This window comes from Binatus sp. (SeqCode), from assembly GCF_049584895.1.
GTDB lineage: Bacteria > Desulfobacterota > Binatia > Binatales > Binataceae > Binatus.
In genome coordinates this window covers 1-12,308 of sequence record NZ_JBAUYR010000090.1, presented here as the reverse complement: position 1 = coordinate 12,308, position 12,308 = coordinate 1, and the positions used below count along the sequence as shown (strand labels likewise).

General features: G+C 59.7%; 13 protein-coding genes. 3 read left to right on the top strand and 10 right to left on the bottom strand.

Annotated elements, in window-relative coordinates; all coding sequences use genetic code 11:
* Window positions 1–15: 15 nt before the first annotated feature.
* Window positions 16–1,743: an N-acyl-D-amino-acid deacylase family protein gene (locus WB650_RS15925; protein WP_422305650.1), complete on the top strand. Its 1,728-nt coding sequence runs from the start codon at window positions 16–18 to the stop codon at window positions 1,741–1,743.
* A 73-nt stretch (window positions 1,744–1,816) separates the two neighbouring features.
* The gene (locus WB650_RS15920; RefSeq protein WP_422305652.1) at window positions 1,817–2,788 is read left to right on the top strand and encodes a quinone oxidoreductase family protein; all 972 of its coding nucleotides are present in this window, start codon (window positions 1,817–1,819) and stop codon (window positions 2,786–2,788) included.
* A 12-nt stretch (window positions 2,789–2,800) separates the two neighbouring features.
* Here the strand turns inward: WB650_RS15920 and WB650_RS15915 are convergent, their stop codons facing one another.
* The 4 genes from WB650_RS15915 to WB650_RS15900 form a co-directional block, all read right to left on the bottom strand.
* Window positions 2,801–3,283, bottom strand: a complete 483-nt coding sequence (locus WB650_RS15915; RefSeq protein WP_422305654.1) for an FAS1-like dehydratase domain-containing protein — start codon at window positions 3,281–3,283, stop codon at window positions 2,801–2,803.
* A 2-nt stretch (window positions 3,284–3,285) separates the two neighbouring features.
* Window positions 3,286–4,176, bottom strand: a complete 891-nt coding sequence (locus tag WB650_RS15910; protein WP_422305656.1) for an alpha/beta hydrolase — start codon at window positions 4,174–4,176, stop codon at window positions 3,286–3,288.
* Window positions 4,177–4,261: 85 nt separating this feature from the next.
* Window positions 4,262–5,485, bottom strand: a complete 1,224-nt coding sequence (locus tag WB650_RS15905; RefSeq protein WP_422305658.1) for a CaiB/BaiF CoA transferase family protein — start codon at window positions 5,483–5,485, stop codon at window positions 4,262–4,264.
* Window positions 5,486–5,520: 35 nt separating this feature from the next.
* On the bottom strand, window positions 5,521–6,033 hold the full coding sequence (locus WB650_RS15900; RefSeq protein ID WP_422305659.1) for a nuclear transport factor 2 family protein: 513 nt from the start codon (window positions 6,031–6,033) through the stop codon (window positions 5,521–5,523).
* A gap of 181 nt (window positions 6,034–6,214) precedes the next feature.
* Between WB650_RS15900 and WB650_RS15895 the strand changes: the two genes are divergently transcribed.
* Window positions 6,215–7,354: an FAS1-like dehydratase domain-containing protein gene (locus WB650_RS15895; protein ID WP_423961166.1), complete on the top strand. Its 1,140-nt coding sequence runs from the start codon at window positions 6,215–6,217 to the stop codon at window positions 7,352–7,354.
* A 21-nt stretch (window positions 7,355–7,375) separates the two neighbouring features.
* Here WB650_RS15895 and WB650_RS15890 read toward each other — a convergent pair whose 3' ends face one another.
* The 6 genes from WB650_RS15890 to WB650_RS15865 form a co-directional block, all read right to left on the bottom strand.
* The gene (locus WB650_RS15890) at window positions 7,376–7,774 is read right to left on the bottom strand and encodes a nuclear transport factor 2 family protein (RefSeq protein WP_423961164.1); all 399 of its coding nucleotides are present in this window, start codon (window positions 7,772–7,774) and stop codon (window positions 7,376–7,378) included.
* A gap of 61 nt (window positions 7,775–7,835) precedes the next feature.
* Entirely contained in the window at window positions 7,836–8,834 is a 999-nt protein-coding gene (locus WB650_RS15885) for a WD40/YVTN/BNR-like repeat-containing protein (protein ID WP_422302805.1), read from the bottom strand.
* A gap of 114 nt (window positions 8,835–8,948) precedes the next feature.
* Window positions 8,949–9,956 (bottom strand): D-2-hydroxyacid dehydrogenase family protein, encoded by a 1,008-nt coding sequence (locus WB650_RS15880; protein ID WP_422302804.1) that lies wholly within the window; start codon window positions 9,954–9,956, stop codon window positions 8,949–8,951.
* Window positions 9,949–10,989, bottom strand: coding sequence for an LLM class flavin-dependent oxidoreductase (locus WB650_RS15875; protein WP_422302802.1), 1,041 nt, complete (start codon window positions 10,987–10,989; stop codon window positions 9,949–9,951). The genes WB650_RS15880 and WB650_RS15875 overlap by 8 nt, the downstream gene beginning before the upstream one ends.
* Before the next feature lie 139 nt (window positions 10,990–11,128).
* The gene (locus WB650_RS15870; RefSeq protein WP_422302800.1) at window positions 11,129–11,521 is read right to left on the bottom strand and encodes a RidA family protein; all 393 of its coding nucleotides are present in this window, start codon (window positions 11,519–11,521) and stop codon (window positions 11,129–11,131) included.
* Between the two features lie 99 nt (window positions 11,522–11,620).
* A partial coding sequence (locus tag WB650_RS15865) for an amidohydrolase family protein (protein ID WP_423961161.1) occupies window positions 11,621–12,308 on the bottom strand: 688 nt, incomplete at its 5' end.

Below are 12,308 nucleotides of genomic sequence, written 5' to 3'. Positions count from 1 at the left end.
CACGAGGAGGGAACAATGGCGGAATTCGATCTACACATCAAAGGCGGCACCGTAGTTGATGGAACACGAGTGCCACGTTTTCGCGGCGACGTCTGGATCAAGGATGGCAGAATCGCGCAGATCGGCGGCCGCGCCCCCGGCTTTGCGAAGAAAGTCATCGACGCTGATGGTCTGATCGTCGCTCCCGGATTCATCGACCTGCACACGCACTATGACGCGCAGATCAGGTGGGATCCCTGGTGCACTATTTCCGGATGGCACGGCGTGACATCCGTGGTGCTCGGCAACTGCGGCTTCGGCTTCGCTCCGGTGAAGCCCGACTTCCGCGATCGCTCGATGCTCACAATGACGCGCACCGAGGCGATTCCCTACGAATCGATGAAAGCCGGCATGAGCTGGGATTGGGAAACGATTCCCCAATACCTCGATTCGCTCGATCGCACACCCAAGGGCGTCAATTGCATTCAGTACATGCCGACCGCGTCGTTAATGACCTACGTCATGGGTCTGGACGCCGCGAAAACTCGTCCGGCCACCGAAGCGGAACGGGCCGAGATGAGACGGCTCCTCAACGAAGGCATGGATGCCGGCCTCTGCGGCTTCTCGATACAGCGCCTCGGCAAGCATTCTGCGCAGGCGGACTTCGACGGATCGCCGATGGTGACCGACACGATGTGCGACCAGGACATCCTGAATCTGGCCGGCGTTTTGCGCGCGCGCGACGAGGGTTTCATCGAGATCACGCAGGCCACCGGTCATATCAAGGAAGACTTGGCGTTTGTCGAGAAACTCGCCGGCGAGGCGCAACGTCCGATCTTGTTCCAGGCGATCACCGCAAGTACGCGCAACGCCGATATCCATCGCAAGAGCCTCAATTGGCTGCGTAACGCGCGCGCCAAGGGTCTGCCGATCTTCGGCCAGGCCGGCACCGTCCGCAGCGGCTTTGCGTTTACGCTCGAGCATTGGAATCTCTACGACATGGCGCCCCCGTGGCGTGATATGACGACCGGTTCCAGGGAAGAGAAGATAGCCAAGATGAAGTATCCCGCGATCCGCGAGGCAGTTAAGAGCGACCGCTCGATGGCTGCGCTAGATAAGAATGCCCCGGGCATCGGCGGCCGGCTGGTGAAGCTGGTAGTCTCATGGGTCGAGAACAAGCCCGAGCTCGAAAAGTACGTCGGCAAATCACTCGGGCAAATCGGCCAGGAAGAAGGGCGACATCCAGTTGATGTGATGATCGATCTGTCGCTCGCCACCGATTTGAAGGCTGAATTCCTCCAGGCCGAGCCACAGTTCAACGCGGAGTTCAATGCCGAGATCATTAACGGATCGATGTACACCTTCCCCGGCGTTTCCGACGGCGGCGCGCATACGAAGTTCTTCACCGGTGGCTCCTTCACTACCGACTTTCTCCGCTGGATGGTTCGCGACGAGCAGCGCGTGACGCTAGAAGAGGCGCACTATCGCCTCTCTGCCCTGCCTGCACACGCGGCCGGTTTCCGCGATCGAGGAGTGCTGCGCGAAGGCGCATGGGCTGATGTCGTCGTCTACGATCTGGATGGCCTGGACATCGAGCCGGATTGGATTGGTGAAGTAACCGAGGATCTGCCGGGCGGCGAATGGCGCCGCGTGCAGCATGCGAAGGGCTATCGTTCAATTATCGTGAACGGGGTCGAGACCTTCGCCGACGACAAATGCACCGGGGAAACCTCCGGCAAGCTGCTGCGTCACGGACGCGCCTGAGACTGGACTGATCGTCGAACCCAACGCGGGAGCGGCGAATCCGCTCCCGCTTTCAATTTCGGCGGCGCTGCTGATGAAAGCCATCCAATTTGACCGCCTCGGCGGACCCGAGGTGTTGGAACTGCGCGAAGTGCCAAAGCCGGAATTACGACCCGGCACGGTCGTCGTCGAGAATCGCGTGATCGCGCTGAACTACGGCGACGTCTTCTTCATCCAGGGCCAGTACCTGGTGAAGCCGGTTTTCCCCGACATTCCCGGGATGGAAGCGGCGGGGGTCATCGAGGCCGTGGCGCCGGATGTCACCGGCCTGGCGCCGGGAATGCGCGTCGCCTACATCGGCATGGGCGCGTATGCGGAGTTCACACGGATACGCGCCTCGCGGGTCATTCCAATTCCCGACGCGACGACCTTCGAGCAGGCCGCGGCGTTTCCAATCGCGGTGCTGACCGCATGGCACCTGATTCATTCGTGTCACAACACCAACGCGAATCAGATCGTCCTGGTGCATTCTGCCGCGGGTGGCGTAGGAATCGCGGCGGTTCAGATCGCGTACGCGGCGGGCGCGCACGTGATCGGAACCGTCTCGAGCAATGACAAAGCCGACCTCGTCCTGAAGTTCGGCGCGCAGGAAGTCATCAACTACGCGACGCATGATTTCGCCGTCGAGACGATGCGTATCACCAACGGCCGCGGGGTCGATCTGATCCTCGACGCGGTCGGGAAGCCGACCTTCGAGAAGGGTCTCGCCTGCCTCGCTCCCTTCGGCCATCTGATACTTTACGGAAGCGCGGGCGGAGCGCCGGATCCACTCGATATTCGCCGCCATCTGTTGGCGAAGTCGCTCAAGGTCAGCGGCTTCGTCGTCCCGATGGTGTATGCGATGCGCGAGATACATCGGCGTGGCCTCAATGCGGTTTTCCAGCTCGCGCGCGAGGGTCGCCTTACGATTCCGATTGGCAAAACCTTCGCACTCGCGGAGGCGGCCGAAGCGGTGCGCTTCCTGCAATCGCGCCGCTCCACCGGCAAGCTCCTGCTGATTCCGTAAACGCGCGCCGGGTCAGCGCCGACTAGCGGCCGAAGTTTTTCGGTTTTTCGGGCGGTTCATCATGCGATGATCGACGTGTGCGACGACTTCGCCCTTCTGATTGGTGAGCGTCGAACGTACCACCGCAAAGATCATCGTTCCGGTACGACCGGTTTTTTCGTAGGTCTCCTTCAGTACGGAGGAAACGTGAATTGAGTCGCCCGCACGAATCGGCGCGTGCAGTTCGATGTCGATACCGGCCATGAGTCCGCCTCGAGCAAAAGCCGGCAGACTCTCGAAAACATCGTCCGCGTAACGGAACGCAGCCACGAAAGCGGGTGGAGCGATGATCCCGAGGTGAGGACCCGCCGCTGCCGCCGCAGGATCGACATAGAGAGGATTGGTCTCGCCGACTGCGATGCAAAAGTTCGCGATTCGTTCGGCGGTTACCACCAAGGGCTCGCGCACCTTCAAGCTGCTGCCCGTTATGTTCGACTTGCCAGTCGTATCCGCCATAACTAAACGTGACGCCGCAGGAAGTCGAACATAAGCCGCAGTCCGTCGCGACACCCCGCGAGCTCCGTCATTTGCATGAACGCGTGCGGCATGTCGTCGAGTATCTGCAATTCGTTCTCGATTCCCGCTCGACTGATTGCGTCGGCAACAGTGCGCGATTCTCCCACGATGCCATCTGCGGTGCCTGCGATGATGAAGGTCGGCGGTAACGCGCCCGGCTTGATTGCGCGAATCGGACTCACCCGCGGATCGTCCAGGGCCTCGGGATAGTTGGCACCGAGATAGGCCTTGGCCAACGGTTCGACCGCTCCCTTTGCCATTGCCATAAGGCCCACAAAATCGAACGCGCCATAAATCAGGATCGCCGCTTTGAATTTTGGCCCCCGCTGAGAGGAAGCGATCGCCGGCAATACTGCCGCGGTCAGATTGCCACCGGCCGAATCGCCGCCCATCGCCATCCGCGTCGCATCGCCGCCAAAGCGGCCAGCGTTCTCCGCCGCCCAGTGCGACGTGAACACGCAATCGTCGAACCCGGCCGGAAATGGGTTCTCCGGCGCGAGTCGGTAGTTAGGCGCGATGGTTAAATACCCCGCCTCGGCGAACTGCTTCACGAGCTTGCGATGCGTGGTGGAACTGCCACGCGTCCACGCGCCGCCATGAATGTAGATTACGACCGGAAAAGGTGCGCTGCCTTTCGGCACTGCAATATCGGCGTAGAGCTCGGCCTTGAGCTGCACCCCTTCGTGATACGCACCGATCACGGGCGGATTGGCATTGAACTCCTCGAAATAGTCGGCGAGCCTCTTTCTCTGCTCGAGAAGAGATCCCTGGTCCGGCTTCAAATAGAATTCATTCCAGCGCCGAATTATGTCCTGCTCGTGTGGTGTTAACATCGCGCACCTCCCAGCAATGTGTTCCCACCACACGGATTCATTTGCAACCTTCCTCCTCTCTCCAGAATCAATTTCCGCGACCTTCCTATTTCGCAGCGGCTGCACCGGATTGAATCAGGCGGTCGATCTCGGCCGCGCTATACCCCACCTCCTTGAGGACCTCGCGTGTATGTGCGCCGTAGTCGGGTGGTGTGCGTGGCTTCTGTTTTTCGCTGTCGGCGACGAAGATTGGACTGCTCACGGTTTCGATCACGCCATGGCCGGGATATTCGAAATTTGTGATCGCGCCGCAATCGCGCATCTGCGGATCGCGAACCGCTTCGTCGAGCGTAGGAAGCGGCGACCACTTGATATCGTAAGTACGAAATTTCTCGCGCCAATGACTCAGCGGTTTCGATTCGAATTGCGAGAGCAAGATCGCATGCAGCTCGGCGGCGTTCTCCACTCGTGCTTCATGCGTCGCGAAGAGCGGGCTGGTCGCAAGCTCGGGTTCATCCAATGCCTGGCACAGGCGCACAAACTCGCGCTCCGGGTCGAGCAGCGCGATGATCATGGCGTGTTGATCGCTGCTAGGATATGCGGCGATCAGAGGATTCAGCGGGCGCGCTCCGGGCTTGCGCTGCGGAAACTGCGCCGCGCATAGCTTGGCCTGGATATCGACGCTGTTCGCATAGGCTCCCGCTGCCATCAGCGAGGTGCTCACCTTGGATCCCTTTCCCGTACGTTCGCGGCGATACAGTCCGAGCATGATCGCGCCGAACAATGTTGCCGCAGTCGGATGATCACCCATCGCGGGACGAGCGCCGGCCGGAGTACCGTCGGCACCGGTAACGCTCGTCATCAGGCCCGAACGCGCCCAGTATGCGAGCCCATCGAAGGCCGGCGCATCCGCATCCGCGCCCTTCTCGCCGTAGCCGGTGATCAGCGCATAGACCAGCCGCGGATTGACGCGACTAAGGTCGTCCCACGTCAGTTGAAATTTTGCGAGCAACGAAAGTTGGAAGTTAGTGACGAACACGTCGGCGCCTGCGACCAGCTTGAGCAGCGCGTCGCGCCCGGCCGGCTTGATCAGATCGAGCACGATGCTTCGCTTGTTACGACTGGTCAGCAGCCAGGTGTAGTGGAAATCCGTACTTGGATAACCGGGAACTGAGGAGAACGTACGCCAGAGATCGCCGTCTGGTGGCCGTTCGACTTTGATTACGTCGGCGCCGAAGTCGGACAGGATAGTGGCAGCCGCCGGCCCGGCTACATAAGTCGCACAGTCGATCACTTTCAGTCCGGTCAGAACGCCGCCATCTGTTTTCATAACACTCCCTCGTAGCCGCCAATATTTCTTTGCTGCTAGCGACCCATCTTCAGGAGGTCGTCGCCGGCCCATCCTTCTTTCAGCGGGACCATGAAGAATGGAGTCAGACTCATTTTGCTGAAGCGCCAGCGTCCGTCGCGCTTTACGTACTCGTCGTTGTAGCGAGCCGCGACGACGTAGCTCTCGCCGTTGTAAACCGGCTTGGCTTCCAGGTAGGCGTAGCCACTGGCGCGATCACCGTTGACCTTCAGGACGTGGTTATGGATGAACTGGCGGACGCGATAAAGACCGCGGCGGTTGTCAGGTGCGGATCGATCGCGGCCGAGGCCCGAGAAAAATGCCTTGATTTGTTCGCGGCCTTTGGCCTTGCCCAGATGCGCGAAATCAAGTTCGCCGTCCTCGGTGAAGAGGTCGGGAATCTCCGCCGTTTGAGCTTCGTTGATACATTCGTGGTAGCGATAGCGCAGATCGCGGAGCGCCTCGCGATCGTAGAGGTCGGCGACCTTCGCTTCGAGCTCTTTCACCTTGTCTTCGAGATTTATAGCCATCGTTGTGATCCTCGTAACTACCGTCCGACGCCATTTTTCAATCCTTGGCTCCGCAGCTTGATGATTGCAAATGGACAATTATTAAACGGCGTTGGTATATTGGTGCACCGCGCTTAACCTAGGCGGACTGTATCCACCGCCCAGATGGAACTGGTACCGCCTGGCTCACAAGGAGTGCTTCATGGCCACCACTCAGCAGCGCTTTTCGGTCATCGGCGATAAGAATCTGAACGACCTTCGTAAGCTGATCAACGTTCCCATCGAGGACTCGCTTGAGCCTTGGTGCCACGAGGCCAGCCGCGACAATATCCGCCATTGGGCCCACGGTATCGGCGACGACAATCCTCTATGGTGTGACCCGGCCTACGCTGCCAAGGGCCCGCATGGGCGCTTGGTAGCGCCGCCCTCGTTCATCTTCCCTCTCAACCGTTCATTTAGTGGCTATGTAGGCGGCCTCGCTGGGGTCCATGCGATGTTCGCCGGTATCGACGTGGTCTGGCATCGCCCGATGCTTCTCGGTGACGAATTTACCACCAAAGTCTGGCTCAAGGATTTGGTCGAGCACGACACGCGCTTCGCTGGCCGGTCGATTCAGCAGATTTACCGTTGCGAGTTCCTCAATCAGCGCGGCGAATTGGTGGCCGAGGGCGATAGCTGGTGTTTCCGCACCGAGCGCGATACCGCGCGCGAGCGCGGCACCAAGTACGCTGAGACCAAGCAGAGGCCTCCGGTTAAATATTCCCGCGAGGACCTCGCGAAAATCTTTGCTCTCTACGAAGGTGAGGAAGTCCGCGGCGCAACTCCGCGTTATATCGAAGACGTCAAGGTCGGCGACAAGCTCAACACCATGGTCAAAGGCCCGATGACCATCACCGGCTTCATCGCGTTCGCGCAAGGCTGGGGCGGTCTTTATATTCGCGCCAACAAACTTGCCTGGAAGCAGCTGCAGAAGCATCCCGGCCTCGGGATCGTCAACAAATTTGGCATCCCCGACGTTCCCGAGCGAGTCCATTGGGAAGACGATCTCGCAACTCTCGTCGGTACCCCCGCCGCTTACGACTACGGTCCGGAGCGCTGCTCCTGGATGACCCATCATCTCACGAACTGGGCCGGCGACAGCAGCTTCCTGCGCCATATCGAAGTAAAAATCCGCCGCCACAATCCGGTTGGGGATACCCTTTATATCGACGGCGAGGTCATGCGGACTTACACCGAGGATGGTGCGCATTACGCCACCATCACGCAAAAGGCGGTGCAACAGGACGGCGAACTCTCCGTTCTTGCGACCGGCACCGTCCGCCTCCCTTCGCGCGCCGCTTAACCGCCAACCGACGACCGATGGCTAGATCGGGTTTTCTTCGAAGAGACGCAAGACCATCACTGAGTCGAGATAGGCCCTCACTCGGTCGATGGTGTCACCATCGAAGTGGACGACCCAGCAGTATCTGTTGTCGAATCTCAGTCCGTTCTTCGCCGTGGCCAGGGAGTGAAGTTCCACCACAGCCTGGTCATCCTTCACGAGCAGATGCTCGACGACGAGTTGAGCGCCGTTGGGCAGAACCTTGCCGAGCTTCGCGAAGGTCCCGGCCAGGAAATCAGATTTCGACTTGTAGTGACCGGCCAGCGGATGCGTGCCTTCGACGATCCAGTCGACCTTGTCGTCTACATGCTCGAAAAAGCCCGCGCCATCGCCCCGCTCAAGTCCCTTGAAAATCTTTCTGACGTAGTCTTCGCTGATCATGAGATTCTCCTGTGACTACGAGCAATTGCTCGCACGACGTAGGGCGGACTGTCCTGCTGGTCTAGTTCGGGACCCAGGTGACAGCGCGAATCTCGCCAAACTCGCGGCGCACCTTGGTCCACGAATCGCCGGAATCGGTGCTCAAATACAGGTAACCGTGGAGACTGTTGGCGACGACGACGTCGGGGTTCGCTTGATTTGTTCCGAACCAGTAAATCGTGGAATTGGGCTCGACCGGCAGCTTGCATGCTTCCCAACTGGCGCCGCCGTCCCGCGACCTTTGGATCGCGCCGCGCTTGCCTGGGATGAAGTCGCCGTTGCCCACGAAGATCGTGTCGGGATCTCCGGGCTTGATCGCCACTCCGCGGCAATAGGAGATCGTGTCCCGTTCTGCGAACTTGGGGAACCCGTGCAGCGACCATGACTCGCCCTCGTCAAGGCTGCTCCAGATTCCGTCGGGCGTCGTAACCAACAGCTTGGTCCGCGGTCCCGTCGCGAGCGCAACGCCATGGACGTCGCGGTTGAGTTCCTTGTCACCGATTTTTGAATGTTTCCACGTTTGGCCGTCATCGCGGCTGCAATAGACCCCGTCGATTTCGACACCCACCCAAATCGTGCGCTTGTCACGCGGATCGATCAGGATATTGGTAACCTTTGGCGCGCCAGCCAGGCATCGCTCGGCCATCGGCACCGCCAATCGATGCCAGCTCTGGCCGCGATCGTTCGTTCGGTAGACTCCGGGCTCCTTGGTGCCCGCGAGCATCGTGTCAGGATCGGCGGGATGGAAGGTTGCCGACCAGATCTGTTTGCCTTCCATCGGCGAGTCGATCCAGTCCCAGCTCGCGCCGTTGTCTTCGCTTCGATAGAGTCCCGCTTCGGAGCCAGCGAGCAGGTGATGAGGATTGTGGGGTGAAACGGCGAGTGTGCGAACTTGTATTTCGCCGGGCTCGGCATAGAACGGCAGCTTCATCCTGCTGCGCCGCCAATGGTCACCGCCGTCAGGACTGAACCATACGCCAGCGCCCACGGTTCCCACGCAGATTGTAAAGTCGTTCGCCATTGGCTTGGACCTCCATGCGCTTCAGTGAAGTTCGACAAATCGGTGTAGTCCGACGCTAGCGACCGCATCGGCGAAAAGTCAAATCACAAACTAATCGTACGCTTCGCTGTTTGGTCATCGCGCGCTTCGCTGTTTGGGATGCTCCAGTACCGCCGGATTCGCCACCCGGATCGGCGCGCCATTGGCGAAGGCGACCACGGCGTCCAGCGTGTCGGTGTAAAATGCGGTCATCGTCTCGTGCGTGACGTAGCCGAGATGCGGCGTGACGACGACATTGTCCATCGTGCGGAAAGGATGGTCCGCCGCGGGCGGCTCGTCGTCGAACACGTCGATTCCCGCGCCCGCGATGCGGCCCGATCGCAGCGCATCGAGTAGATCCGCTTCGACCACAATCGGCCCGCGCGAGGTATTGATCAGGTAAGCGTCGGGCTTCATCAGCGCGAGTTCACGCCCCGTCACCAGCCCGCGCGTGCGATCGCTCAATACCAGGTGAATCGAGAGAACGTCGGCCTGCCGGAACAGATCATCTTTCTCGACGCGCCTCGCACCGACCGACGCCGCAGTTTCCTCGGTGAGATTCTGACTCCACGCGATCACATTCATCCCGAAAGCGCGTCCATACGCGGCCATCCGCTTGCCGATACGCCCGAGCCCCAGCAGTCCGAGCGTGCGGCCCGCCAGGATGCTACCGACCGTGCTCTGCCATCCGCCTTCGCGCATCAGGCGCATCTCGACGCCCAGATGGCGAACGGTTGCGATCATCAGCCCCCACGTAAGTTCCGGCGTTGCGCTGGCGATGTTGGCGAAGATCGGGTTGGCGAAATTGGAATGCGCCACGATCACGCCGTGCTCGGTCGCCGCCGCCAGGTCGAGGTTGGGCAGCGACATCCCGATGATCGTCACGAGCTTCAGATTGGGCAGGTGCTGGAACAGGCTCCGCGGGATACTCATTCGCTCGCGGATAGTGCATAGCACGTCGAAAGGTCGGAGTAGCGCGGCGGCTTCATCCTCGGACAGATGCCGATCGAAGACGGTAATTTCCGCCTTACCCTTGAGCACTGACCAGTCGGCCGATTTAAGTGCGACCCTGGCGTAGTCATCAAGCAGCGCGAGCTTAAGCATTCGGTCGCTTCACAAATTGCGGTAGCACTTCTGACACAAATAAATCGAGCGAATGGCGTGACTGCTCGTAGCTCAGGCCGCCCCACGCAAAGGACAGCACCAGGTAGTTGGTCCCGCTTTCCTCAAAATAGGCTGCGATCTTTTCGCGGGCCGATTTCGGGGAGCCGACTATTGCTGCATCGGCTGAACGCGCACGCAGGAGATCGTCGGTAAACAGCGTTGGGACGGTGCCAAAATCGCGCCACAGCTTGACTATGTTGTTGTAGTAGACCCGATACGCGGGTATCGCGACTTGCTCGGCTTCTTTGTCCGAATCGGCAGCGAAGAAGTGTCGGACGGCGCCGATCTTTGGCTCCTTGACGTGAGGATTTAGATTGTCGGGGTGGTCGCGAAATGTTTCCAGCAAGTCGCGATACGCTCGGGCGGTTCCCTTAACGATCGCGTTGGGACCACCGGTCACGATCTGCATTCGATGGCGTGCGGCAAAAGCCAAACCCTCCGGAGTCGAGGCGCCATACCAGAACGGTGGATTCGGCTTCTGCTTGGTCCCGACCTCGATCGGCACTCCGGCGAATCTGTAGCGCTCGCCGCGATGCGAAATCTTACCCTCGCGCAGACCCTGAACGATCACCTTGAGCGACTCCTCGAAAATCTCGCGCGACTCGAGGAACTGCACATTAAGGTACGCGAGTTCGTAAGGTGAGATGCCGCGCCCGACGCCTACCTCAAGTCGTCCGCCGCTTAGCTGATCGAGCATGCAAATCTCTTCGACCAGCCGAATCGGGTGATAGAGCGGCAGCAGATACACCAACGGTCCCAGGTGAATCCTGCGAGTGCGCATCGTGACCGCGGTGAGAAACACACTCGGACAAGGGCTCATCCCCAGTGGCGTCGCGTGATGCTCGGCGAGGTGGTAGCAGAAGATTCCAGCCCGATCCGCGGCCTCAATCAGTTGCAGACGTTCCTCGTATAGCTGCTCGAGAGGAACATCGCGGCGCTCCAGGTGATCGAAGATTCCGAATGCAACTTCCACAGTGTGGTTCCTCGTTCAGTTGCGGTTTCATTCAATACTTTCGAACCGCCGACGCATCGCTCGAACGGACGCATCTGGTCCAAGCCGCCGATTTATACGACACCCTCCTCTTCCGGCGGCTATGACGGTGCAGCTTGCCTCAGACCGTCGCCACGCAATCCACCTCGATGTCGAAGCCGCCGTACCAGGCTGGGACATTGATGAAGATCCGTGCAGGAGGGTCTTTGGGGAAGAAGCGCCGATAGACCTCGTTGACGGCGGGGAACATGTCGACGGAAGTGACATACACATTCACCTTGAGCACGTTGTCGAGGGATGCGCCGGCCGTCTCGACGCAGAGCTTCATCTGCTCCAGCACGAGTTCGGTCTGGCGCTCGATGGCTCCTTTGAAGATCTCGCCCGTCTCAGGGTCGAAAGGAGGCGCGCCCGACACGTAAATCGTGTTGCCGTGCTTCGTCACCATTGAGGCCGGCGCCTTATACTTGTCGAGGAACGTCGCCAGGGGCTCAACGCGGATTATCTCTCGTTTCATAGCGGTCCCTCCATCATGCGTATTGCCAAACTCTCGTCAGGCGATTGTCACGCTTAGGCCCGGCCACTGTTGTGCAACTGCACTCATTTAAATGTCCCGCTAATTCAGATCGATATTATAGAGCTTGGCCGCGTTGTCGCACACGATTTTCCGCGTTACCGGCTCCGGCACGCCCTCGAAATCCTGCTTGATCACTTTCAGTGAATTGGGCCAGGTCGAGTCGGTATGCGGGAAGTCCGACGCCCACATGTAATTGTCTTCGCCAAAGAATTTGTAGGTCATCGGACCGATCGCGTCGTCCTGGAACGTTGCCCAGATATTCCGCCGCACGTACTCTGACGGCTTCATCTTGAGTTTCGTATCCTCGCGCATCGTCCCGAACTTCTCGTACATATGATCGCTGCGGTACATGAAATGCGCGATCCAGCCGGTGTCGTTCTCGGCCGATACTACCCGAAGCTCCGGGAAGCGCTCGAACACCTTGCCGAAGATGAAGCTCGAGAGCGTCCGCTGCACCTGGTAAACCGGCTGCATCGTGCCGAGCAGCATCCTGATGCCGCCGCTCAAGACCTGGTTGTTTTCCTCCCGCTGATTTTCCCCGGGCTCGCCGGTCTTGTCGCGACGCCGTCCCTTCTGGTCGCGCTGCGTGATGACGTGCAGTGACAGCGGCATCTTCATTTCCTGCGCCGCCGCCCAGAACGGATCGTAGAGCTCGCTGTAGTAAGGCTTGTCCTCCGGCGGCACTCCCCAGATCATCGCGCCTTTGAGTCCCAGCTTTGCGCATCGC

Bases quoted from the DNA above. Each gene is read 5' to 3' on its own strand.
- WB650_RS15890 (WP_423961164.1), bottom strand. From the start codon at position 7,774: ATGATCAGCGAAGACTACGTCAGAAAGATTTTCAAGGGACTTGAGCGG.
- WB650_RS15885 (WP_422302805.1), bottom strand. From the start codon at position 8,834: ATGGCGAACGACTTTACAATCTGCGTGGGAACCGTGGGCGCTGGCGTA.
- WB650_RS15915 (WP_422305654.1), bottom strand. From the start codon at position 3,283: ATGGCGGATACGACTGGCAAGTCGAACATAACGGGCAGCAGCTTGAAG.
- WB650_RS15870 (WP_422302800.1), bottom strand. From the start codon at position 11,521: ATGAAACGAGAGATAATCCGCGTTGAGCCCCTGGCGACGTTCCTCGAC.
- WB650_RS15880 (WP_422302804.1), bottom strand. From the start codon at position 9,956: ATGCTTAAGCTCGCGCTGCTTGATGACTACGCCAGGGTCGCACTTAAA.
- WB650_RS15905 (WP_422305658.1), bottom strand. From the start codon at position 5,485: ATGAAAACAGATGGCGGCGTTCTGACCGGACTGAAAGTGATCGACTGT.
- WB650_RS15925 (WP_422305650.1), top strand. From the start codon at position 16: ATGGCGGAATTCGATCTACACATCAAAGGCGGCACCGTAGTTGATGGA.
- WB650_RS15920 (WP_422305652.1), top strand. From the start codon at position 1,817: ATGAAAGCCATCCAATTTGACCGCCTCGGCGGACCCGAGGTGTTGGAA.
- WB650_RS15910 (WP_422305656.1), bottom strand. From the start codon at position 4,176: ATGTTAACACCACACGAGCAGGACATAATTCGGCGCTGGAATGAATTC.
- WB650_RS15895 (WP_423961166.1), top strand. From the start codon at position 6,215: ATGGCCACCACTCAGCAGCGCTTTTCGGTCATCGGCGATAAGAATCTG.
- WB650_RS15900 (WP_422305659.1), bottom strand. From the start codon at position 6,033: ATGGCTATAAATCTCGAAGACAAGGTGAAAGAGCTCGAAGCGAAGGTC.